This window comes from Streptomyces sp. NPDC015125, assembly GCF_043080045.1.
Lineage (GTDB): Bacteria > Actinomycetota > Actinomycetes > Streptomycetales > Streptomycetaceae > Streptomyces.
Genome location: NZ_JBIBVF010000016.1, coordinates 183,337 through 209,172, shown reverse-complemented (window position 1 = coordinate 209,172; position 25,836 = coordinate 183,337). Strand labels below are relative to the sequence as shown.

Genomic DNA, 25,836 nt, shown 5'->3' with positions numbered 1-25,836 from the left:
CTCAACCGCCACACCACACGCCGCCAACCCCTCCACCACAGCCTCGGACCACACATCACCCACACCCACCACCGCAAGCCAACGACCACCCAGCAGCACCCCACCCGACAGCCCCACCAACGGCTTCCACTCCACCCGGTACCGCCAGCCGTCCACCACCGACCGCTCACGCTGCTGCCGCCGCCACGACGACAAAGCACTGAGGGCCTCATCCCACGAGGCATCGCCGGCAACGGCCAGCTCGTCGGCCAAGGTGTCCTGATCTCCGCGCTCAACGGCCTCCCAGAACCACGCGGCTCCGTCGTCCGACGGTCGAGCATCGACGCCCTTGGCCACGGCCTCCGAGGAGTTCGGCCAGAAGCGCTCACGCTGGAACGCGTAGGTGGGCAGATCCACCCGCCGCGCCCCGGGGAAAAGCGTTTGCCAGTGCACCGTCGCGCCGTTGACGAACATGCCGCTGACTGCGGCCAGAAAGGCTTCCGACTCCCGCCGGTCCTTCCGCATGGTGGCTACGAGCTGGAGGTCAGGTGCCGAGAGACAGCCCTGTGCCATGGCGGTCAGGGTGCCGTCCGGTCCGATCTCCAGGAACCGCGTCACCTCATGCTCCTCCAACCACCGGATACCGTCGGCGAACCGCACGGCGTCACGGACATGCCGCACCCAATAGTCGGCGGATGTCAGATCCTCCGCCGTGGCGAGTTCGCCGGTCACGTTGGAGACGACGGGGATACGGGGCTCCGTGTACGCCACGCTCTCCGCGACGGCGCGGAACTCGTCGAGCATCGGCTCCATCAACGGCGAGTGGAAGGCATGACTCACCCGCAGCCGCTTCACCTTCCGACCCTCGGACTCGAAACGCCCCGCAATCTCCAACACCGCGGATTCCGCACCGGAAACCACCACCGCCCGCGGACCATTCACGGCGGCGACATTCACCCGCTGCTCCTGGCCCTCCACCAACGGAAAGACCTCGGACTCCGCCGCCTCGATCGACACCATTGCCCCACCCGCCGGCAACGCCTGCATCAACCGACCACGAGCCGCCACCAAACGACACGCATCCTCCAGCGACCACACCCCCGCCACATGAGCCGCCACCAACTCACCAACGGAATGACCCACCAAGTAATCCGGCCGCACACCGAACGACTCCACCAACCGGAACAACGCCACCTCCACCGCAAACAACGCCGGCTGAGCCAAAGCCGTCCGGTTCAGCGCCTCCGCATCCACTTCTGCATTCGCATCCGCATTCGCATCCGCATCCGCATTCTCACCGAACACCACGCCTCTTACTGACGCACCCAACTCGCCATCGAAGGACGTACACACCGCATCAAAAGCGTCCGCGAAGACGGGGAAGGTGTCGTACAGCTCCCAGCCCATTCCAAGACGCTGCGCACCCTGGCCCGTGAACAGGAATGCTGACCGCCCCTGCCTCTTAGCCCCTCGAACGACGCCGGCGGCCTGGTGTCCCTCGGCAAGTGCGGTCAGCCCCTGGACGGCCGTCTCGTGATCGTCCACGAGCAACGCAGCACGGTGGTCGAATATCTCCCTTGAGGTTGCCAGCGAGAAGCCCACATCGGCGAGGTCGAGCCGGGACTCCTTCACGTGCGCAAGGAGTCGCTGGGCCTGCGTCTGCAAGCCGGCCTCGTCACGCCCCGAAATGACCCAGGGAATTGCCGGCAGCTTGAGCGGCTCCTCGTTCTCGGTCGGATCATCGGTTATCGGTGCCTGTTCGATGATGGTGTGGGCGTTGGTGCCGCTGATGCCGAAGGACGACACACCGGCGCGGCGCGGCCTTCCCGTCTCCGGCCACTGCACCGACTCCGTCAGCAACCGCACCTCCCCCGCCGACCAGTCCACATGCGACGACGGCTCATCGACATGCAGCGTCCGCGGCAGGACACCGTGCTGCAGCGCCAGCACCATCTTGATGACACCCGCCACACCCGCAGCCGCCTGCGTGTGCCCGATATTCGACTTCACCGAACCCAGCCACAACGGCCGGTCCTCATCCCGATCCTGCCCGTACGTCGCAAGCAGCGCCTGCGCCTCGATCGGATCGCCCAACGACGTCCCCGTGCCATGCGCCTCGACCACATCCACATCCGCGGGCGACAGCCCCGCACCCGCCAGCGCCTGCCGGATCACCCGCTGCTGCGAGGGACCATTCGGCGCCGTCAAACCATTCGACGCACCATCCTGATTCACCGCACTACCCGCCACCACAGCCAACACCCGATGACCATGACGCCGCGCATCCGACAACCGCTCCACCACCAACACACCCACACCCTCGGAAAACCCCGCACCATCCGCAGCATCCGAAAACGCCTTGCACCGCCCATCAGCAGCCAACCCCCGCTGCCGACTGAAATCCACAAACAACCCCGGCGTCGACATCACCGTCACACCACCCGCCAACGCCACATCACACTCACCCGCACGCAACGACTGCACCGCCAAATGCAACGCCACCAACGACGCCGAACACGCCGTATCCACCGTCACCGCAGGACCCTCAAGACCAAACGTGTACGACAACCGCCCCGACACCACACTCGCCGCATTACCCGTACCGATATAACCCCCCAAATCCTCCTCACCCGACGCCACCAACAACCCCGTGTAATCCTGACCATTCGTCCCCGCAAACACCCCCGTACGCGAACCACGCAACGACCCAGGAACAATCCCCGCCCGCTCAAACGCCTCCCACGACGCCTCCAACAACAAACGCTGCTGCGGATCCATCGCCACCGCCTCACGCGGCGAAATCCCGAAAAACCCAGGATCGAAACCATCAACCCCCGGCAAAAACCCACCCTCACGCGTCGACACCTTTCCCGGCCGACCCGGCTCAGGGTCATACAACCCCTCAACATCCCAACCACGATCCACCGGGAACGGCACCACACCATCCCCACCCTCAACCAACAAACCCCACAACTCCTCCGGCGACCCCACCCCACCCGGGAACCGACAACTCATCGCCACAATCGCCACCGGCTCATCCGACAAAGCCGCGGCTGCCGGAGCCACGGTCCCCGCCTCAGCCGTCTCACCCCAACCGGACAATTCAGCTGCCAAGTGGCGAGCCACCACCAGCGGGGACGGATGGTCGAAGACGAGAGTGGCGGGCAGCTGCAGTCCGGTGGCCGCGTTCAGCTGGTTCCGCAATTCCACGGCAGTGAGTGAGTCGATGCCGAGCCCCCGGAAATCGCGTGTGGGCTCGATCAGCTCGGGACCCTGGTGGCCAAGGACCAGAGCCGCTTGCGTGCGGACGAGTTCCAGGAGCGATGCTTGCCGCTCGTCCGGCGACAAGGGGGAAAGCCGGGACCGCAGGGCGTCCGACGGGTTCTTTTCAGCCGAGTAGGACGCAGCCGTACGTCGAGCACTGGTCCCCAGAAGACCTCGCAGCAGAGGAGGAAGGGCGTCCGCAGCATGCTGCCCTTGCAACATGGTGTGATTCAGCTGAACCGGGACGACCACGGGTACTGCGGTGTGCCGAGCGGCGTCGAACGCTTCCACACCCCGCTCCTCGGTGAACGGTGTGATCCCGCCGCGTGCCATACGCTGCAGGTCGGCTTCGCTCAATTCGCCTGTCATACCCGCGTCCGGAGTCCACGCCCCCCACGCCAATGACTTCGTCGGCAACCCGAACCCGCTACGCCGGCAGGCGAAAGCATCCACAAACGCATTCGCCGCCGCATAGTTGGCCTGCCCGGCGCTGCCAAGCGTTCCCGCCACGGACGAGAACACCACAAACTCCGCCAGATCCTCGTCCTGGGTCAACTCGTCCAGGAGCATCAGCGCGTCTGCCTTCGGCGCGACTACCTTGTCCAGCCTCTCCGGCGTCAGCGAGGACAGGACGCCGTCGTCCAGCACACCGGCCGTGTGCACGACGGCGGTGAGGGGGTGGTGCTTCGGTACGGAGTCCAGCAGCGCGCGCAGTGCCTCGCGGTCGGCGCTGTCGCAGGCCGCGACGGTGACCTCGGCGCCGAGAGCCGCCAGTTCCTCGCGCAGCGCGTCCACACCAGGAGCCTGCTCTCCGCGCCGGCTGGCCAGCAGGAGGTGGCGGATGCCGTGCTCGGCGGCCAGATGCCGGGCCACCAGCGCCCCCAGACCACCCGTACCACCCGTCACCAACACCGTGCCCTGCGGATCGAGGGGAGTCGGCACGGTCAGCACAACCTTGCCCACGTGCCGGGCCTGGCTCAGATACCGGAATGCCTCCGGAGCCTTGCGCACATCCCACGCCGTCACCGGCAACGGCTCCAGCACACCCCGCTCGAAGAGATCGAGGAGCGCAGCCAGCATCTCCCCGATCCGCTCAGGACCGGCCTCCCACAGGTCGAACGCCCGATACCTGACATCCGCGTGGGCAGCCGCGACCTCCCGCGCATCCCGGATGTCGGTCTTGCCCATCTCCAGGAAACGACCGCCCCGCGGCAGCAGTCGCAGTGAGGCGTCCACGAACTCCCGCGCCAGGGAGTCCAGCACCACATCCACACCCCGGCCACCGGTCGCCTCCAGGAACGACCGCTCGAAGTCCAGCTCACGCGAGGACGCGATATGCGCCCCGTCCAGACCCGACGACCGCAGGGACTCCCACTTCCCCGGACTCGCGGTGCCGAACACCTCCGCGCCCAAGTGCTGCGCCAACTGCACCGCAGCCATACCGACACCACCGGCGGCAGAGTGCACGAGCACCGACTCGCCCGCCTGCACCTCCCCCAGCTCCACCAACGCGTAGTACGCCGTCAAGAACACCACCGGAACCGACGCCGCCTGCGCAAACGACCAGCCCTGCGGAACCCGGATCACCATGCGCTCATCAGCCACCGCCACCGGACCGAACGCATACGGGAACAACCCCATCACCCGATCACCCGGAGCAAAACCGGTCACACCAGGACCCGTCTCCACGACCACCCCCGCACCCTCAAGGCCCAGTGGTCCCGCGTCACCCGGATACGTCCCGAGAACGTTCAGCACATCGCGGAAGTTCACCCCGGCGGCCCGCACCGCGATACGCACCTGGCCGGCTTCCAATTCGCCCTTCGCCTCGGGGCGCTCCACCAGGCGCAAGCTCTCCGACCCGCGCTCGTCGGGGTTATCGAGACACCACGCGTCCTGCGACCGGTCCGGCAGCGGCAGTTCGTCCCGCCGGATGTTCGAACTCAGCCTCGGCCGATAGGCCGTACCCGTCCGCAGGGCGAGTTCGAGCTCTCCGGTGGCAAGGGCGGTCGGCAGTGCCCCCAGTGAGGCTTCCGTCCCGTCCACGTCCACAAGGACGAAGCGATCCGGGTGTTCTACGCGTGCGGCTCTGACGAGGCCCCAGATCATGGCTTGCGCGGGTTCTGGCTGTGGCAGCTCCGCCGGGACGGCGTTCCGCGTCACCACCACGAGTCGTGCGGCGGAGTAGCGCTCGGAGTCCGTCCATTGCTGTATGCAGGACAGCGCCCGATACGTTGCGGCCCGTGCGGCCGCCGGAGATCCGGCGGAGGCTTCGGTAGCTCCGTCGAGCCGCAGCACGATGTACGGGGGAACGTCTTCGACCGGTGCAGAGCCGAGGTCATGGAGATCAACGAACTCAACGGCTTCCGCGGTCGTCTCGGGCACCGGAACCCAGTCGACCCGGTACAGCGCGTCGGAGTGGCCGGTGCCTTGCCAGGCACGGCTGGACATCTCGGCGGACATCGGCCGGCGGGTGAGGGAATCGACCTCCGCCACCGGCTGTCCTACAGCGTCCGCCAGCTGCAGCGAAACACCGCCGTCCGCGCACGCTGAAATGCGTGCCCGGAGCACGGTGGCTCCTGCGGCGTAGAGCTTCACGCCCTGCCAGGAAAGCGGCAGCTGTCCGAGTACGGAATCCCCGTCCGTTTCGAGCGCCAGCGCGTGAAGGACGGCGTCCAGCAACGCGGGGTGCAGGCCGAATGACGATGCCTCGGCAGCTTCGGGCATCTCCACCGTGGCAAAGAGGTCGGCGTCACGCCGCCATACGGCTCGCAGGCCGCGGAAGGCAGGACCGTAATCGATCCCGGCGTCGGCGAACGCCTCGTACAGGCCGTCCATGGGGACAGGCTGCGCTCCTTCCGGAGGCCAGCGGGCAAAGTCGAAGGTCTCCTGGTGACCGGCCGCTCCGAGCAGACCCGTGGCGTGCCGGATCCAGGGTTCCTCCGCGACACCGGTGCTCCCGATGCGGCAGGAGTGGATGGTGAGTGCGCGGGCGCCGTGGAGGTCCGGCTCCTGAATGCGCATTTGCAGCTGGACGGTTTCCTGCGCCCGGAGAACCAGGGGGGCTTCGATGGCCAGCGACTCGATGTGGTCGCAACCGGCCTGGCCCGCAGCGCGGAGCGCGAGTTCCAGGAAGGCCGTGCCGGGCACGAGGGTTGTCCCCTCGATGGTGTGGTCCCCCAGCCACGGGTGGTTCTGCACGGAGAGCCGGCCGGTGAAGACGACGGTGTGGGAATCGGCGAGCGTCATGGTGGCCGCGAGCAGTGGGTGCTCGGCAGCTTGCAGTCCGGCCGATCCGAGATTTGCGGCATCGGTGTGGGCGAGCCCGAGCCAGTAACGCTGGTGCTGGAAGGCGTAGGTCGGCAGATCGACGTGGTGGGCGTTGGTGTCGGTGAAGCGTGCGGCCCACTGGACCGCGACACCATGGACGTAGGCGTGGCCGAGGGCGGTGAGGAGACCGGTCGCCTCGGGCCGGTCCTTGCGCAGGGCGGGCACGAGGAGGTGGTCGGCTCCGGTCAGGCAGTCCTGTGCCATGGCGGTCAGGGTGCCGTCCGGTCCGATCTCCAGGAACCGGGTGACCTCGTGCTCCGCCAGCCACCGGATGCCGTCGGCGAAACGGACCGCCTCCCGCACATGCCGAACCCAGTAGCCGGGGGAGGTCAGGTCCTCCGCCGTGGCGAGTTCGCCGGTCACGTTGGAGACCACGGGGATACGGGGCTCCGTGTACGCCACGCTCTCCGCGACGGCGCGGAACTCGTCGAGCATCGGCTCCATCAACGGCGAATGGAAGGCATGACTCACCCGCAGCCGCTTCACCTTCCGGCCCTCGGACTCGAAGCGCCCGGCGATCTGCGCGACCGCGGATTCCTCACCGGCTATCACGCACGAGTGCGGGCCGTTCACCGCGGCAATGCTCACCCGCTGCGCATGCCCTTCCAGCAGCGGCAGTACCTCGGCTTCGGTGGCCTGGAGGGAAACCATCGCCCCACCGGCTGGCAATGCCTGCATCAAACGGCCGCGAGCCGCCACCAGACGACACGCATCCTCCAGCGAACACACCCCCGCCACATGAGCCGCCACCAACTCACCAACGGAATGACCCACCAGGTAATCCGGCCGCACACCGAACGACTCCACCAGCCGGAACAACGCCACCTCCACCGCAAACAACGCCGGCTGGGTGAAACCTGTCAGATTCAGCCTCTCCGCACCCGCACCCGCACCCGCCACACCCGCATCCGCATCCGCATCCGCATCCGCATCCGCATCCGCATCCGCGCCGAACACCACATCCCGCAGCGGCGTTGCCCACTCACCATCGAAGTACGCACACACCGCATCAAAAGCATCCGCAAAAACCGGGAAGGCCTCGTACAACTCCCGGCCCATCCCCAACCGCTGCGCACCCTGCCCCGTGAACAAGAAGGCAAGGGCGCCTTCGGATGCGGCCATGCCCTCGGGAATGTTCCCCTGCGGTTCGCCCCGGCCGAGCGCGTTCAAGCCGTCGACCAGCGTTTCCCGGTCCTCGCCGAGCACGACGGCTCGGTGCTCGAACGCCGATCGGGTGGTGGCGAGCGACCGTCCCACGTCCCGCGGGCCCAGTTCGGGCCGGGCGTTCAGATGCGCCGACAACCGCTCGGCCTGCGCCCTCAATGCCGCCTTGCTGCGTCCGGACAGTACCCAGGGCACGAGGGCCGGGCCGGTCGCCGGAGAGGGGGCATCCTGGGGTTCGTCCACCGGAGGCTGTTCGATCACCACATGTGCGTTGGTGCCACTCACCCCGAAGGACGACACACCTGCCCGACGAGGGCGGTCGTCCTCCGGCCAGGCCACGTCCTCGGTCAGCAGCCGTACCCTGCCCGCCGACCAGTCCACATGCGATGACGGCTCATCCGCGTACAACGTCCGTGGCAGAACGCCGTGCTGGAGGGACAGCACCATCTTGATGACACCCGCCACACCCGCGGCAGCTTGAGTGTGCCCGATGTTCGACTTCACCGACCCCAGCCACAACGGCCGGCCCTCGTCGCGGCCCTGACCATACGTCGCTATCAGGGCCTGCGCCTCGATCGGGTCGCCGAGCGACGTACCGGTGCCATGCGCCTCGACCGCATCCACCTCCGAGGCCGAGAGGCCCGCGCCGGCCAACGCCTGCCGGATCACCCGCTGCTGGGAGGGGCCGTTCGGCGCGGTCAGGCCGTTTGACGCACCGTCCTGGTTCACCGCACTGCCACGCACCACGGCCAGTACCCGGTGGCCGTTCCTGCGGGCATCCGAGAGTCGCTCCACCACCAGGACGCCGGCGCCTTCACCCCAGCTGGTGCCGTCCGCAGCCTCCGCGAACGCCTTGCAGCGGGCGTCCGCGGCGAGGCCGCGCTGCCTGCTGAACTCGATGAACGCCCCCGGAGTCGACATCACGGTGACACCGCCGGCGAGGGCGAGGTCGCAGTCGCCCGAACGCAGGGACTGGACCGCCAGGTGCAAGGAGACCAGCGAGGACGAGCACGCCGTGTCCACCGTCACCGCGGGGCCCTCAAGACCCAGCGCATACGCCACACGGCCCGAGACCACGGCACCGGAGCTTCCCGTGAGCAGGTGGCCCCGGAGGTCGTCGGGCATATCGCCGGTACCTGACCCGTAGCCCTGGTAGCCGCAGCCCACGAAGAGACCGCTGCGGCTGCCTCGTAGTGACAGCGGAGCGATTCCGGCCTGTTCGACGGCCTCCCAGGAGACCTCCAGCAACATCCGCTGCTGGGGGTCCATGGCCAGTGCCTCGCGGGGCGAGATGCCGAAGAATCCGGGGTCGAAATCGCCGGCGCTGCGGACGAATCCACCCTCGTGTACATAACTCGTCCCGGGACAACCGGAGTTGGGGTCGTAGAGGGCGTCGATCTTCCAGCCACGGTCCTCGGGGAAGGGCGTGATGGCGTCGCCGCCGTCGACGATCAGCTTCCAGAGGTCGTCGGGTGACCGTATGTCTCCGGGGTAGCGGCAGCCCATTCCCACAATGGCGATCGGCTCCCCGTCGTCCTGTACGGGGGGCGCGAGTGCGGCCGTGTGCTGTGCCGCGGGGTCCCCCAGCAGTTCGGCCCGCAGATGACGCGCGAGTGCCAGCGGCGTCGGATGGTCGAAGACGAGCGTCGGGGACAGCGGCAGCGCAACCGTCGCGGACAAGGTGTTGCGCAGGTCGACCGCGGTCAGGGAATCGATGCCGAGTTCCTGGAAGGTCCGTGCGGCCTCGACGGATTCGGGGCCCGGGTAGCCCAGTACGGTGGCGGTGGTCTGCCGCACCAGGCGGAGCAGGTGATGTTCCTGTTCAGCCGGGGTACGCAGCGGTGCGAGGAGGCTGCGGACACCCTCGGGCTCGGCGTCCTGGCCGGAATTTTGGGCGGCTGCTTCGGGCAGCTTGCTGAAGAGCGCGCTGCGGCCCGCGGGAAACCGGGTCCAGTCGATATCGGCGATGACGAGGTGTGTCTCGTCGTGGTGGAGTGCCTGGTGCAACGCGACGAGCGCGGTTTCCGGCTCCATGGGCGGCAGGCCCGCCCTGCTGAATTTGGCACGCAGGGTGGGGTCGGCGGCCATCCCCTCGTGTGCCCAGGGGCCCCAAGCGATGCTGGTCGCAGGCAGGCCCTCACTGCGCCGCTGCTGGGCAAGTGCGTCCAGGCACGCGTTGGCCGCCGCGTAGTTCGCCTGGCCGGCTGCTCCCAGAGCGCCGGCGATGGAGGAGAACAGCACAAACGCGGTCAGGTCGTGTGCGCGGGTCAGCTCGTGGAGGTTGGCCGCGGCCTCGGTCTTGGGGCGGAGCACGGTGGCGAACCGTTCGGCGTCCATGCTGACGAGGGTGCCGTCGTCGAGGACGCCTGCCGTGTGGAAGACGCTGGTCAGCGACTGGTCTTCGGGGACGGCGGCGAGCAGCTGCGCCAGTGCGTCGCGGTCGGCGGGGTCGCAGGCGGCGAGCGTGGCCCGGGTGCCGTGGGCGGCGAGGTCGGCGACGAGGTCCTGGGCTCCTGGGGCGTCGGGTCCTCGCCTGCTGATGAGCAGCAGGTGTTCGGCGCCTTCCCGGGCCAGTTGGCGGGCGAGGGCGGAGCCGATGGTGCCGGTGCCTCCGGTGATCAGCGTGGTGCCGGACGGGGCCCAGGCGGACCCGTGGGGCTGTTCGGGGCGGGTGGTCCGGATCAGCCTGCGGGCGAACAGGCCGGAGGCACGGATGGCGAACTCATTGCCGTTCTCGCTGTCGTGGCCAGGGGTGTCGAGCACCGCACAGAGTCGGTCCAGGGCGCGGTCGTCGAGATGTTCCGGCAGGTCGACGAGGCCGGTCCAGTGGTCGGGGTGTTCGATGGCCGCGGTGCGGCCGAGGCCCCAGAGGGCGGCCTGCGAAGGGGCACCGAGCCGGTCGGAGCGGCCGGTGCTGACGGCGCCCCGGGTTGCGGTCCACAGCCGGACGGGGGCGTCGGTGCGGAGGAGCGCCTGGACGAGCGCACCGGTCAGGACGAGGGCGGCAGGGGCCTCGGGGTGGTGGGGGTCGCGGGCGGTGCACAGGCCGAGGAGGGAGAGGACGTTGATCGCGTCCGGGTCGCGGTCCCGGAGGCGGGTCTCCTCGATCCGTTGCGCGATGTGGTCGGACCCGGCGTCCGGCGGCAGGCTCACCGTGGTGACGGTCGCGCCGTGCCCGGCCAGCGCGGTGGTGAGGGCGTCGGCGACGGGCTGCTGGTGCTCCGGGTCCGTGGCGGGTACGACGAGCAGCCAGTGGGCCGGTGCGGTCGCGGCGGGGCGGGGGGTGACCGGCTCCCACTGCTCTGCGTACCGCCAGGTCCGGGCGGTGGAGTGCTGTTGCCGGTCGCGGTGGAATGCCGCGAGTGCGGGGACGACCGGTTCGAGGAGGGAGCGCTCGACGCGGAGGCTGTCGGCGAGTTCCGGCAGGTTCTGCTGCTCGACGGCGGTCCAGAAAGCGGAGTCGGCCGGCCGGCTGCCGGGGGCGTCCTCGGGGGCCGTGGCGTTGAGCCAGTAGCGGGTGCGTTGAAAGGCGTAGGTGGGCAGGTCTACCCGGCGCGCGCCGGGCAGCAGGGCGGCCCAGTCGAGGGGGGCACCGGAGGCGTGGAGCCTGCCGAGGGCAGTGAGCAGGCTTGCGGCCTCGGGGGTGTCCTTGCGGAGGAGGGGTGTCAGCAGCCGGTCGCCGTCGGGCAGACAGGCCGCGGCCATCGCGGTCAGGGTGCCATCGGGGCCGAGTTCGACGAGCCGGGTGACGTGGCGCTCGGCGAGGGCGCCCACACCGTCGGCGAAGCGTACGCTCTGGCGGGCGTGGCGCACCCAGTAGTCGGGGCTGCACAGTTCGTCGGGCGTGGCGAGGCGGCCGGTGACATTGGAGACGAGGGGGATCTGCGGCTGCCGGTAGGTCAGTTCGCGGGCCGTGGCCCGCAGCTCTTCCAGCATGGGGTCCATGAGCGGCGAGTGGAAGGCGTGGCTGACCCGCAGTCGGGAGACCTTGCGCCGCAGGTCTCGGAAGTGGCCGGCGATGGTGTCCACGGTTGCTTCGTCGCCTGCGATAACGGTGGCTTCGGGGCCGTTGACCGCCGCGATGCTCACTCGGTCACCGGCGGCGGCCAGCAGCGGCAGCACCTCGGCTTCGGCTGCCTGGAGGGAGGCCATGGCGCCGCCGGGCGGGAGGGACTGCATCAGCCGTCCGCGGGCCGCCACCAGTCGGCAGGCGTCCTGAAGGGACAGCACTCCGGCGGTGTGCGCGGCCGCGAGTTCGCCGATCGAGTGGCCCATCATGAAGTCGGGCCTGACACCCCACGAGGTGAGGAGCCGGAAGAGGGCCACTTCGAAGGCGAAGAGCGCGGGCTGGGTGTGGCCTGTTCGGTCCAGCGCAGCCGCGTCGTCGCCGAAGACGGTGGCGCGCAGCGGCCGGTCGAGCTCTGTGTCGAGGTGCTCGCAGACGGTGTCGAAGGCGTCCTTGAAAGCGGGGAACGCCTCGTACAGCTCACGGCCCATGCCGAGGCGCTGTGCGCCCTGGCCGGTGAACAGGAACGCGGTCTTGCCGCGTACGGGTGAGCCGGTGACCACCGCTGCGGCGGCAGGGCCTTCCTCGGCCAGTGCGGTCAGCCGGCTCCGCAGCTCGGCCAGGTCCGTGCCGAGGAGCACCGCGCGGTGTTCGAAGGCCGACCGGCTGGTGGCGAGCGAGTAGGCCAGATCGTGCGGGTCCGCGTCGGTGTGGGTGTCCAGGTGCGACAGCAGCCGGCCGGCTTGGGCCCGTAGCGCGTCCGCGCTGCGGGCGGAGAGCACCCACGGGATGTGCGGGAGGCGTGCCGGGGGGCGGTGGGAGGTGGCGGCTTCGGTGGCCTGTTCGCGGTCTTCCAGGGTCTGTTCCCCGTCTTCCGCGGCCTGTTCGCGGGCCTGCGGGGCCTGTTCCAGGATGGTGTGGGCGTTGGTGCCGCTGATGCTGAACGAGGAGACGGCGGCGCGGCGCGGCCGTGCGCCGTCCGGCCAGGCCACGGGCTCGGTCAGCAGCCGGACGCTGCCCGCCGACCAGTCCACGTGGGTGGAAGGCCGGGTGGTGTGCAGGCTCTGCGGCAGGATGCCGTGCCGCAGGGCGAGCACCATCTTGATCACGCCGGCCACGCCCGCGGCCGCCTGGGTGTGACCGATGTTGGACTTCACCGAACCCAGCCACAACGGCCGGTCCGCCGGGCGGTCCTGGCCGTAGGCGGCGAGCAGCGCCTGTGCCTCGATCGGGTCGCCCAGCGTCGTACCGGTGCCATGTGCCTCGACGGCGTCCACGTCGGCGGCGGACAGCCCGGCGCCGGCGAGCGCAGAGCGGATCACACGTTGCTGAGCGGGCCCGTTGGGGGCGGTGAGGCCGTTGGACGCGCCGTCCTGGTTGAGGGCGCTGCCGCGTACCAGAGCCAGCACGGGATGGCCGTTGCGCCGGGCGTCGGAGAGCCGTTCGACGAGCAGCATCCCGACGCCTTCGCCCCAGCCCGTTCCGTCGGCGTCGTCGGAGAACGGCTTGCACCGGCCGTCGCCGGCGAGTGCACCCTGCCGGTCGAACTCGACGAAGGCGGCGGGGGTGGACATGATCGCGACGCCGCCCGCAAGGGCGAGATCGCATTCACCGGCCCGGAGGGACTGCGCGGCGAGGTGCAGGGTGACCAGCGAGGAGGAGCAGGCGGTGTCCACGGTGACGGCGGGGCCTTCGAGGCCCAGAGCGTAGGCGACCCGGCCCGAGACGACGCTGCCCGTGGTGCCGGTGAGGAGGTGCCCCTCGACGCCCTCGGGGACGTTGCCGCGCAGGCCGGAGCCGTACTCCTGATTGCTGCATCCGGCGAAGACTGCCGTCCTGCTGCCGCGCAGCGTCTTCGGGTCGATCCCCGCCCTTTCCAGGGCCTCCCAGGACACCTCCAGGAGCAGCCGCTGCTGCGGGTCGGTGGCCAGTGCCTCGCGCGGGCTCATCCCGAAGAACTGCGGATCGAAGGCATCGGCGGTGTGGACGAAGCCGCCGCGGGTGGTCGCCCCATCGAGTGCGCTCGGGTCCCAGCCCCGGTCGGCGGGGAACTCCGACAGCGCATCGACGCCCCCGGCAAGCAACTGCCAGTACTCCTCGGGTGTCTGCACGCCTCCGGGGAAGCGACAGCTCATGGCGACGATGGCGAGGGGTTCCCCCGCTGCATCGACCAGTTGCTGGTTCTGCTTGCGCAGCCGGTCGTTCTCCCGCAGCGAGGCCCGGAGGGCTTCGACGATCTGATCCGCGGACGTGGCCATGTGTCAGCTCTCCATCATTCCGGCTTCGTCGGGTGTGGCTTCGTCGGGACGACGGTGCTCAGCCGTCGGCTTCGCCGAAGGCGAGGCGCACCAGGTCGTCGACTTCCATGCTTTCGATGGCGGCGGGAGCGGCGTCGGCCCCGGGTTCGCGGTCCGCCTGCGCGGTCGCCGGCTCCGCCAGTGCCAGCAGGGCATCGAGGAGCCCGGCCGCCCGCAGGCGTTCGAGGGGGATGGCGGCCAGGGCCTGCCGTACCCCTGCTTCGTCCTCCGGGTCGGGGGCCTCCCCCGGGGGCGGACCGGGGACGAGTGTCGTGCAGAGGTGTTCGGCGAGGGCCAGCGGCGTGGGGTGGTCGAAGACGAGGGTGGCGGGCAGCAGGGCTCCGGTCGCGGTGCCGAGCCGGTTGCGCAGCTCCACTGCGGTCAGCGAGTCGAAACCGAGGTCCTTGAACGACTGCTGGTCACCGACCTCGGCCGCGGAGGCATGGCCGAGTACGGCGGCGACCTGGGTGCACACCACGTCGAGCACGGCATGGTGTGCCTCGTCGCGGTTCAGCGTGGCGAGCGTACGGGTCAGTGTCCCGGCGGAGGCCGCTCCGGCCGGTCCCGCCGGTCCCGCCGGGTCCGCGGCCGCCGTCCGGCGGGGCGCGGTCGGCAGGAGTCCGGTCAGCAGCGGCGGGACGGGCCCGCCCGAGGCCAGGGCACGGGGATCGACCAGCATCGGCAGCAGGGCTGCCTCGGGCCGGCCGAGTGCCGCGTCGTAGAGGGCGAGTCCGAGGTCGGGGGGCAGGGCGGGCAGTCCCGCGCGTGCCATGCGTTGCCGATCGGCTTCGGTGAGTCCGCTGGTCATGCCTGTCGTCCGGGACCACGGTCCCCAGGCGAGCGAGGTGGCGGGCAGCCCGGCGGCCCTGCGCTCGGCGGCGAAGGTGTCGCAGAAGGCGTTGGCGGCCGCGTAGTTGGCCTGGCCGGGAGCGCCGAACACGCCGGCGGTCGAGGAGAAGATGAGGAACGCCGCCAGGTCCTCGTCGCGGGTGAGTTCGTGCAGATGGAGCGTCGCATCGGCCTTGGGGCGCAGGACCGCGCGGAGCCGCTGCGGGGTGAGCGAGGTGACGACGGTGTCGTCGAGTACGCCTGCGGTGTGCACGACGGCGGTGAGGGGGTGGTGCTTCGGTACGGAGTCCAGCAGCGCGCGCAGTGCCTCGCGGTCGGCGCTGTCGCAGGCCGCGACGGTGACCTCGGCGCCGAGAGCCGCCAGTTCCTCGCGCAGCGCGTCCACACCAGGAGCCTGCTCTCCGCGCCGGCTGGCCAGCAGGAGGTGGCGGATGCCGTGCTCGGCGGCCAGATGCCGGGCCACCAGCGCCCCCAGACCACCCGTACCACCCGTCACCAACACCGTGCCCTGCGGATCGAGGGGAGCCGGCACGGTCAGCACGACCTTGCCCACATGCCGGGCCTGGCTCAGATACCGGAAAGCCTCCGGAGCCTTGCGCACATCCCACGCCGTCACCGGCAACGGCTCCAGCACACCCCGCTCGAACAGTGCACGGACCTGCGCAAACATCTCCCTGATCCGGTCCGGGCCCGCCTCGATCAGATCGAACGCCTGGTACTGCACCCCCTCGTGCGCGGCAGCCACCTGTGCGGGCTCCCGGATGTCGGTCTTGCCCATCTCCAGGAAACGACCGCCCCGCGGCAGCAGTCGCAGTGAGGCGTCCACGAACTCCCGCGCCAGGGAGTCCAGCACCACATCCACACCCCGGCCACCGGTCTCGGCGAGGAAGGACCCCTCAAAGTCCAGATCACGCGAGGACGCGATATGCGCCCCGTCCAGACCCGAGCTGCGCAGGGACTCCCACTTCCCCGGACTCGCGGTGCCGAACACCTCCGCGCCCAGATGCCGCGCCAACTGCACCGCAGCCATACCGACACCACCCGCGGCAGAGTGCACGAGCACCGACTCGCCCGCCTGCACCTCGCCCAGCTCCACCAACGCGTAGTACGCCGTCAAGAACACCACCGGAACCGACGCCGCCTGCGCAAACGACCAGCCCTCCGGAACCCGGATCACCATGCGCTCATCAGCCACCGCCACCGGACCGAACGCATACGGGAACAACCCCATCACCCGATCACCCGGAGCAAAACCGGTCACACCAGGACCCGTCTCCACGACCACCCCCGCACCCTCAAGGCCAAAGGCTCCCGCGTCGCCGGGGTACATGCCGAGCACGTTGAGCACATCGCGGAAGTTCACCCCGGCGGCCCGCACCGCGATACGCACTTCACCTTGTTCCAGCGGGCGCGCGGCAGCGTCGTGGGGCAGCAGGGCGAGGTGGTCGAGGGTGCCCTTGCCGGTCATGCCGAGCCGCCAGCAGGTGCCGTCGGCGGGGTCGCGCAGTGCGGTGCCGGCGTGGACCGGGGCGACCTTCGGCAGGTGCACGATGCCCCCGCGGAGGGCGAATTGGGGCTCGTTCGCGGCCAGCGCCACGGGCAGCGCGGCGTACGAGGCGTCCTGGCCGTCGAGGTCGGCGAGGACGAACCGGCCGGGGTGCTCGGACTGTGCCGAGCGCACCAGGCCCCAGATCGAGGCGGCCGCCGCATCGTGGCGGGTGGTGCCGGGGGCATCGACGGCTCCCCGGGTGACGAAAACGAGCCGGGCCGCGGCAGGTGCTTCCGCCAGCCAGGCCTGGACCAGTGCCAGTGCGCCGGTCGCCGCCTCGTGCGGTTCGACGGCGGGGAGTTCCACGAGGGTGGTGTCGCATGCCTCTTGGAGGTCGGCGGGGCCGGTCAGCCGGGCGAGGGGCAGGCCTGCGTCGGCCAGGCCGGCGGCGAGGTGCGCACTGTCCAGCACGAGGAGGCGGGCCGGCTCCTCGGGGGGCGTCGTGGGCACGGGGGCCACGGGCCAGTCGAGGTGGTAGAGGGGGCCGGAGGACCGTGCGGAGAGCGCTATCCGGTCGGTGGAGATCTCGCGCAGCGTCAGCGCCTCGATGTCGGCGACGGGCCGGCCGTCGGCGTCGGCAAGGGTGAGGGACACGGTGTCGGGTGCGGACAGGTCGAGGCGGACCCGCAGCTGCGTCGCCCCGGTGGCGTGGAGCTGCACTCCACGCCAGGAGAAGGGCAGCCGTCCGCTGTCGGTGTCCCCCGTCGGCAGGTATGCGGTCGCGTGCAGGGCGGCATCGAGCAGCGCGGGGTGCAGTGCAAAGCGGTCCGCGTCCTGGTGTGCCATCGGGGGCAGGGTCACTTCGGCGTGTACCTGGTCGCCGTCCCGCCAGGCGGCGTGCAGTCCTTGGAAGAGCGGTCCGTAACCGAACCCGCCCGCGCTCAGCTGCTCATAGATGTCCTCGGTGGGCAGCGGCTCGGCGCCGGGCGGCGGCCATGCCGACGGGGCGGGTGCCGTGGGCTCCGGGTGGGCGGCGGTGAGGGTGCCGGTGGCGTGCAGGGTCCACGGCTCTCCGGGAGCCGGGTCGGCACGGCGCGCATGGACGGTGAACGGCCGGTGGCCCTGCCCGTCGTCGGCGCCGAGGACCGCCTGCAGGTCCATCGCCTCCTGCTCGGGGAGGATCAGCGGGCTGACCAGGGTCAGGTCCCCGACGCGGCGGCAGCCGGCCCGGTCGCCCGCCAGAACCGCGAGTTCGAGGAAGGCCGTGCCGGGGACGACCGTGGTGCCCCCCAGGGCGTGGTCGGCGAGCCACGGCTGGTCCGGTACCGAGAGCCGGCCGGTGAACAGGTGGCTGCCGTCGGCGAGTTCGACGGCTCCGCTCAGCAGCGGGTGGTCGGCCGGGCCGATTCCCGCGGTGGCGGGGGTACGGGGAGTCGGCCAGTAGCGCTGCCGTTGGAAGGGGTATGTGGGCAGGTCGCCGACGGCCGGACGGCCCGGGTGGGCGTTGGCGACGGCGGACCAGTCGAGGTCCGCGCCGTGGACATAGGCACGGGCGAGGCCGTCGAGCAGCGAGCGGGACTCGGCCGTCCGGTCGCGGAGGAGCGGGATGACTGCCGTGCCGGTGGAGTCGGGGGGCAGGCAGCCGGCTGCCATGGCGGAGAGGGTGCCGTCGGGGCCGAGTTCGACAAAGCGCTGTACGCCCTGCTCTGCGAGCCCGCGGACGCCGTCGTGGAACCGGACGGCCTGCCGGACCTGACGCACCCAGTAGTCGGGGCGGTCCGGTTCGGTGGCGACCTCGCCGGTCAGGTTGGACACGACGGGAAGGCGCGGCGGGTGGTAGGTGAGCGTCTCGGCGACGGTGCGGAACTCGGCCAGCATCGGGTCCATGTGGGGCGAGTGGAAGGCATGGCTGACCTGGAGCTGCTTGGTCCTGCGGCCGTCGGCGGCGAACCGTTCGGCGAGCCGGGTCACGGCGGGGCGGTCACCGGAGAGCACGACGGAGTCGGGGCCGTTGACGGCGGCGAGACAGACGTGCTGGTCGAGCCCGTCGAGCAGCGGCAGCACCTCGGCCTCCGTCGCCTGGAGCGCGACCATGGCCCCGTTCTCCGGGAGCGCCTGCATGAGCCGGCCGCGGGCGGCGACGAGGGCACAGGCGTCGGCCGGGGAGAACACCCCGGCGATCTGCGCGGCGGTCACCTCGCCGATGGAGTGGCCCAGCAGGTAGTCGGCGCGCAGGCCGGTGCTCTCGGCGAGGCGGTGGAGAGCGGTCTCCATGGCGAACAGTGCGGGCTGGGTGTATTCGGTGCGGTGGAGCAGTCCGTCGGTGTCGTGGAACATGACGTCGCGCAGCGGCCGGTCGAGATGCTCGGCGAAGTGTTCGCAGATCTCGTCGAGGGCGTGGGCGAACACCGGAAAGGTGCGGTGCAGTTCACGGCCCATGCCGGGGCGCTGGGCGCCTTGTCCGGTGAACAGGAAGGCGGTGCGTGCGCCGGGACGGGCCACGCCGTCGAGGGCCCCGGTTGCCGGCTTGTGGCCGCAGGCCAGCCCCTCCAGGGCGGGCAGCAGGGTGTCGCGGTCGGTGCCGTGGGCGACCGCGCGGTGCTCGAAGGATGCGCGGGTGGTGGCCAGGGCGTGGCCGACGGCTGCGGCGGGCAGGTCGGCGTGGTGTTCGGCGTGTGTGTGCAGGGCCCTGGCCAGGTCGCGGAGCGCTTCGGGGCTGCGGGCGGACAGCGGCCAGACGACGGGCAGCGGGGTGGTGTCGGGGGCCTGCTGGGTGTCGGGGGCCTGCTGGGTGTCGGGGGCCTGCTGGGTGTCCGGCGTCGACTGCGTGCCGTCCGCGGGTGCGGCGGGTCCGTCCGGTTCCGGGGTGGCCTGTTCGAGGATGAGGTGGGCGTTGGTGCCGCTGAAGCCGAAGGAGGAGACCGCGGCTCTGCGGGGGCGTCCGTGCTCGGGCCAGGTGGCGGGGGCGGCCAGCAGCTCCACGGCGCCTTCCGTCCAGTCCACATGGGACGAGGGCGCGTCGATGTGCAGCGTTTGCGGCAGCAGGCCGTGGCGCATGGCCTGCACCATTTTGATCACTCCGGCCGCCCCGGCCGCGGCCTGGGTGTGCCCGATGTTCGACTTCACCGACCCCAGCCGGAGCGGCCGGTCCTCGGCGCGCTCCCGGCCGTAGGTGGCGAGGAGGGCCTGTGCCTCGATCGGGTCGCCGAGGGTGGTGCCGGTGCCATGTGCTTCGACGGCGTCGACCTCACCGGTCGTGAGCCGGGCGTCGGCGAGCGCGGCCCTGATCACCCGTTGCTGGGAGGGGCCGTTGGGCGCGGTGAGGCCGTTGCTCGCGCCGTCGGAGTTGATGGCGCTGCCGCGGACGACGGCCAGCACCGGGTGTCCGTTGCGCCGGGCGTCGGACAGCCGCTCGACCAGCAGCATGCCCGCGCCCTCGCCCCAGCCGGTGCCATCGGCTCCGTCGGCGAACGCCTTGCAGCGGCCGTCGGCGGACAGCCCGCGCTGGCGGCTGAACTCCAGGAACGCGGCGGGGGTCGACATCACGGTGACGCCGCCCGCCAGGGCGAGCGAGCACTCCCCCGACTGGAGGGCACGGACGGCCCAGTGCAGGGCGACGAGGGAGGAGGAGCATGCCGTGTCCACGGTGACGGCCGGACCTTCGAGGCCGAAGGAGTAGGCGATCCGGCCGGATACCACGCTCGCCGCGTTGCCCGTTCCCAGGTATCCGCCCACGGACTCGGTGGCATTGCCCAGGACGGTGGTGTAGTCCTGACCGTTGGTGCCGGCGAAGATGCCCGTACGGCTGCCACGCAGGGACAGCGGGTCGATACCGGCCCGCTCGAACGCCTCCCAGCAGACCTCCAGCAGGATCCGCTGCTGCGGGTCCATTGCCAGGGCCTCGCGGGGCGAGATGCCGAAGAATCCGGCGTCGAAGCGGTCGGCGTCGGTGAGGAAGCCGCCCCGGCGGGTGTATGTGGTGCCCTCGTGCTCCGGGTCGGGGTCGTACAGCGCCGCCGTGTCCCAGCCGCGGTCGTCGGGGAACTCTCCGATGGCGTCGCCGCCGGCGGCCAGGAGGTCCCAGAACGCTTCCGGTGTCCGGATACCGCCCGGGAAGCGGCAGCTCATCGCCACGATCGCCACGGGCTCGCCGGCCGTCGCGGCGTCGGCCCCGGAAGCCTGGAACTCCGCTCCGGTGCCGAGTAGTTCCGCGAGCAGGTGGGTGGCGACGGCCGCGGGTGTGGGGTGGTCGAAGACCAGGGTGGCCGACAGCCGGAGTCCGGTGCGGCGGCCGAGCGCATTGCGCAGTTCGAGGGAGGTCAGGGAGTCGAGGCCGAGGTCCCCGAAGGCACGGTCCGTGTCGACCCGGCCCGCTGAGCTGTGGCCGAGGACGGCGGCTATCTCGGTGCGCACCAGGTCGAGGATCTGTGCGTGACGCTCTTGCGGTGCCAGGGCGGCCAGTGCGTGGGCCGCCGGGAACCCGGGGCCGGTGCCCGGTCCGGGCGCCGGGGCCGCGGTCCGCTTGGTGGGCCGGCCGGCGAGTTCCCGGAGCAGGGGGGCGACCGATGGGCCGCTCCTGCGGATCGCCGCGATGTCGAGCGGTACCGGGAGGGTGACGGCCCGGTCCTGGGCCAGGCAGCGGTCGAACAGGGCGAGCGCCGCCTCGGTGGACAGCGTGCCGACGCCGCCGCGGTCCATCCGCCGCCGGTCCGCCTCGTCCAGGCGGGCGCTCATCTCGCTGCTCTCCGCCCACAGTCCCCAGCCGAGCGCCGTGGCCGGGCGGCCCTCGGCGCGGCGCCGGTGGGCAAGCGCTTCCAGGAAGGCGTTGCCGGCGGCGTAGTTGCCCTGTCCGGGGCCGCCGAAGGTGGCGGCGGCCGAGGAGAACAGCACGAAGGCCGACAGATCGAGGTCCCGGGTGAGCCGGTCGAGGTTGACCGCGGCATCGGCCTTGGGGCGCAGGACGGTGGCGATCCGCTCGGGGGTGAGGGAGGAGATCACCCCGTCGTCGAGCACTCCGGCGGCATGCACGACCGCGCCCAGGGGGTGTGCTTCGGGGAGGGTGGCCAGCAGGTCGGCCAGGGCCGCGCGGTCGGCGACATCGCAGGCGGCGAGGGTCACCCGGGCGCCGAGCCCGCGAAGCTCTGCGGCCAGCTGTTCGGCGCCGGGCGCGGCCGCACCGCGTCGGCCGACGAGCAGCAGCTGCCGTACGCCGTGCCCGGTCACCAGGTGTCGGGTCAGGGCGGCGCCCACGGTTCCGGTGGCTCCGGTCACCAGAACGGTGCGGAACGAGTCGAAGCGGGCTCCGGCCGCGGGTTCCCTGCGCGTGGTGTCGTCCCCGGAGGGCCGGGGGAGCCGGGTGAGACGAGGGGCCAGGACGCGGTCGGCGCGGACCGCGAGCTGCGTCTCGCCGGAGCGTAGTGCTGCGTCGAGCGCTGCGGCGGGCAGGTCGTCGCCATCGGTGTCCACCAGCAGGAACCGGTCGGGGTTCTCCGACTGTGCGGAGCGCACCAGACCCCCTACCGCGGCGGCGGGCAGGTCCGTGACGGTCTCGTCCACAGTGGTGGCGACAGCGCCCCGGGTGAGGAAGACCAACCGTGCGCCGGCCAGGCCGGGCCGGGCGAGCCAGCTCTGGAGCAGCCCCAGGGCGTCCCCGGCCGAGGCATGGGAGGTGGCGGCCGGTTCGCCGGATTCCGCGGTCCGCCAGGGGACGACGACGAGGTCGGGGGCGTCGGCACCCTGCTCCACGGCCGTGGCGAGCGCGTCCAGTTCGGTGTGGGGCGCGGGCGCTGCCGTGCCGACTCCGGGGCTCTCCTCGCCGAGGACGGCGATCCGGTGGGGCGGCTGCTGCGGGGAGGGCGGCCGCAGCTCGGTCCACTCGACGGTGAAGAGAGCGTCGCGGCCGGAGGGTGTCTGCGGCAGTGCGACCTCGGCGGCGGGGACCGGTGTGACGGAGCCGAACGAGGCGACGGGCTGGCCGAGTTCGTCGGTGAGGTGGATGTCCAGGCCGCCGTCGGCGCCCGGCGCGATGCGGGCGCGCACCGATTCCGCGGCCACCGCGTGCACCACGCCGTCACGCCAGGAGACGGCGACGGCGTCGGGGTGCCCCGCGGCCGGGAGCGCCTGGAGCACCGCGTCGAGCAGTGCCGGGTGCAGGGCGAACCGGGCGGCGTCGCCGCGGTACGCCTCGGGCAGTGCGGCCTCGGCGAACACCGTGTCACCGTGCCGCCATACGCGGCGCAGCCCGTCGGACGGCAGGCCGTGCGGGGACGTGCCGCTTTCCTGCGCCCCGTGGAAGGTGTCCGGGTCCAGGGGCCGGGCGTCGGCGGGAGGCCAGCTGCGGAGGTCGTGGTCGGGGCGCTGCGGCGGCTGGGGGGCGAGCACGCCGTGGGCGTGCCGGGTCCACGGCGTCTCCTCGTCCCGCCGGTCGGCGGGGCGGGCGTGCACCGTGAGGGTCCGCTGCCCGTTCGGTTCCGCGGCGGCGCCCAGCACCACCTGGATCTCGACGGCGGCCTGCTCGGGCAGCACGAGGGGGGTGTCCACGGTGAGTTCGGCGAGGTGCTCGCAGCCGGCGACCGCGCCGAGGTGCATCGCCAGGTCGACATGGGCGCTCGTGGGGAGCACGGCGCGGCCGTCGACCGCCCGGTCGGCAAGCCACGGGTGCGCGGAGGGGGCGAGGCGTCCGGTGCAGACGACGGCGCCGCGGTCGGCCAGCGTGATGGCGGTCGGAAGCAGCGGGTGTTCGCCCGTGCGGTGCGCCGGGGCCGCCTCGGGCGCCAGCCAGTAACGCTCGCGCTGGAAGGCGTAGGTGGGCAGGTCGACGTGGTCGGCGCCGGGGAAGAGGCGGTTCCAGTCGGGGCTGGTGCCGCGGGTGTGCAGTGCGCCCAGGGCGGTGAGGACGCTGTGGGGCTCGGCACGGTCCTTGCGCAGGGCGGGTACGAGAAGGTGGCCGGTGTCCGCGTCGAGGCAGCCCTGGGCCAGGGCGGTGAGGGTGGCGTCGGGGCCGATTTCGAGGAAACGGGTGACCCCGCGCCGTTCCAGTGCCCGGATGCCGTCCGCGAACCGTACGGCTTCCCGTACGTGCCGTACCCAGTAATCGGCGGTCGCCAGGTCGGTGGCGGGCTCTCCGGTCACGTTGGAGATGACCGGGAGGCGTGGCTGATGGAACGTCAGGGTTTCGGCTATGGCGCGGAATTCGGCGAGCATGGGTGCCATCAGCGGCGAGTGGAAGGCGTGGCTCACCCGGAGTCGTTTCGCCTTGCCGCCCTGCTGCTCGAAGCGCCTGACGAGTGCTGCGAGCGTGTCCTCGTCGCCGGCCACGACGGTCGTTCGGGGCCCGTTGACGGCGGCGATGCTCAGCCGTTCGCCGGCGTCGGCCAGCAGCGGCAGCACCTCGGCCTCGGCGGCCCGGAGGGAGAACATCGCGCCACCGGCCGGCAGCGCCTGCATCAGGCGCCCGCGGGCGGCCACCAGCCGGCAGGCGTCCGGCAGGGAGAGAACGCCGGCGGCATGCGCGGCGGCCAGTTCCCCGATCGAGTGGCCCAGCAGGAAGTCGGGGGCGAGGCCCCAGGATTCGACGAGCCGGAAGAGCGCCACCTCGAAGGCGAACAAGGCGGGCTGGGTGAAGCCGGTCCGGTCCAGCGCTGCCGCGTCCTGGCCGAAGACGATGTCCGCGAGCGGCTGCGCCATCGCCGGGTCGAGGTGGGCGCAGATCTCGTCGAAGGCCTCCGCGAAGACGGGGAACGCCTCATGGAGTTCACGGCCCATCCCGAGCCGCTGGGCTCCCTGGCCCGCGAAGAGGAACGCCGTCTTGCCCCGGCCGGCGCTTCCGCGGACGGCCGCGGTGTCGTCGCCCTGCGCGAACCGGCCGAGGCGCTGCAGCAGTTCCGTACGGTCCCCGCCCAGCAGCACCGCGCGCTCCTCGAAGGCGGTACGGGTGGCGGCCAGCGAAGCACCGATGTCCCCGGCGCCGACGGTCGAGGGCAACTCGTGTACATGGGCGAGCAGGTGGTCCGCTTGGGCCCTGAGGGCCGGTTCGCTGCGGGCGGAGAGCACCCAGGGCACCACGGGAAGCGGCGCCTCGGCGGTCTGCTTCCCGGGCTCCCGGGGGTCCTCGGCCTCCTCGGCCTCCTCCGGCTCCGCCGCATGGGGGCCGGTGGCGCGGGGTGCGTCCCCGTCGGGCGGCGCCTGTTCGAGCACGGCGTGCGCGTTCGTCCCGCTGACCCCGAAGGCCGAGACCCCGGCGCGCCGCGGGCGGTCGCCGTCGGGCCAGTCCACGGCGTCGTTGAGCAGCCGGACGTCGCCTTCGCTCCATTCGACGCGGGTGGCGGGCCGCTCGGCGTGCAGAGTGCGGGGCAGCACACCGTGCTGCATCGACTGCACCATCTTGATGACTCCGGCGACCCCGGCCGCGGCCTGGGTGTGGCCGATGTTGGACTTCACCGTGCCGAGCCACAGCGGGCGGCCGGCTTCCCGTTCCTGGCCATAGGTGGCCAGCAGCGCCTGCGCCTCGATGGGGTCTCCGAGGGGGGTCCCGGTGCCGTGTGCCTCCACGGCGTCCACGTCGGCGGCGGTGAGGCCCGCGGCGGTGAGCGCCGCGCGGATGACCCGCTGCTGGGACGGTCCGTTGGGGGCGGTCAGCCCGCTGCTCGCCCCGTCCTGGTTCACGGCGGTGCCCCGCACGAGACCGAGTACCCGATGGCCGTTGCGGCGGGCGTCGGAGAGCCGTTCGAGCAGCAGCATGCCGACGCCCTCGCCCCAGCCCGTGCCGTCGGAGTCGTCGGAGAACGCCTTGCAGCGCCCGTCGGCGGACAGCCCGCGCTGGCGGCTGAACTCCAGGAAGGTGACGGGGGTGGACATCACCGTCACACCGCCGGCGAGCGCGAGGGAGCACTCCCCCTGGCGCAGTGCGGTGCAGGCCAGATGCAGGGCGACCAGGGAGGAGGAGCAGGCCGTGTCGACGGTGACCGCCGGGCCTTCGAGGCCGAAGGTGTAGGCGACCCGGCCGGACGCGATGCTGGCGGCGCTGCCGTTGCCCAGATGTCCTTCGAGGCCGGCGGGCGGCTCGGTGAACCGCGAGCCGTAGTCGTTGTACATGACGCCGACGAAGACGCCGGTGGGGCTGCCCTTGAGGGTCTGCCGTCGCAGACCGGCCCGTTCGAAGGCCTCCCAGGACGTTTCGAGGAGGAGGCGCTGCTGCGGGTCGGTGGCCAGCGCCTCGCGGGGCGACATGGCGAAGAAGTCCGGGTCGAAGTCGGCGGCGTCGTGGAGGAAGCCGCCCTCCCGGGTGTAGCAGGTGCCGGGGTTGGCGGGGTCCGGGTGGTAGAGGGAGTCCACGTTCCAGCCGCGGTCCTCCGGGAAGGGCGTGATGCCGTCGGTGCCGTCGGCGACCAGCTGCCAGAGGTCCTCCGGCGAGCGCACCCCGCCCGGATAGCGGCAGCTCATGGCCACGATGGCGACGG

At 71.5% G+C, this 25,836-nt stretch carries 2 protein-coding genes; both read right to left on the bottom strand.

Translation table 11 applies throughout. From position 1 onward, the window contains the following. Positions 1-14,001, bottom strand: a 14,001-nt coding sequence (locus ACF088_RS28275; protein WP_392378665.1) for a type I polyketide synthase, incomplete at its 3' end; no start/stop codon positions are given. Between the two features lie 58 nt (positions 14,002-14,059). Beyond that, the gene (locus tag ACF088_RS28270; protein WP_392378676.1) at positions 14,060-25,825 is read right to left on the bottom strand and encodes an SDR family NAD(P)-dependent oxidoreductase; all 11,766 of its coding nucleotides are present in this window, start codon (positions 25,823-25,825) and stop codon (positions 14,060-14,062) included. Between the last annotated feature and the right edge of the window lie 11 nt (positions 25,826-25,836).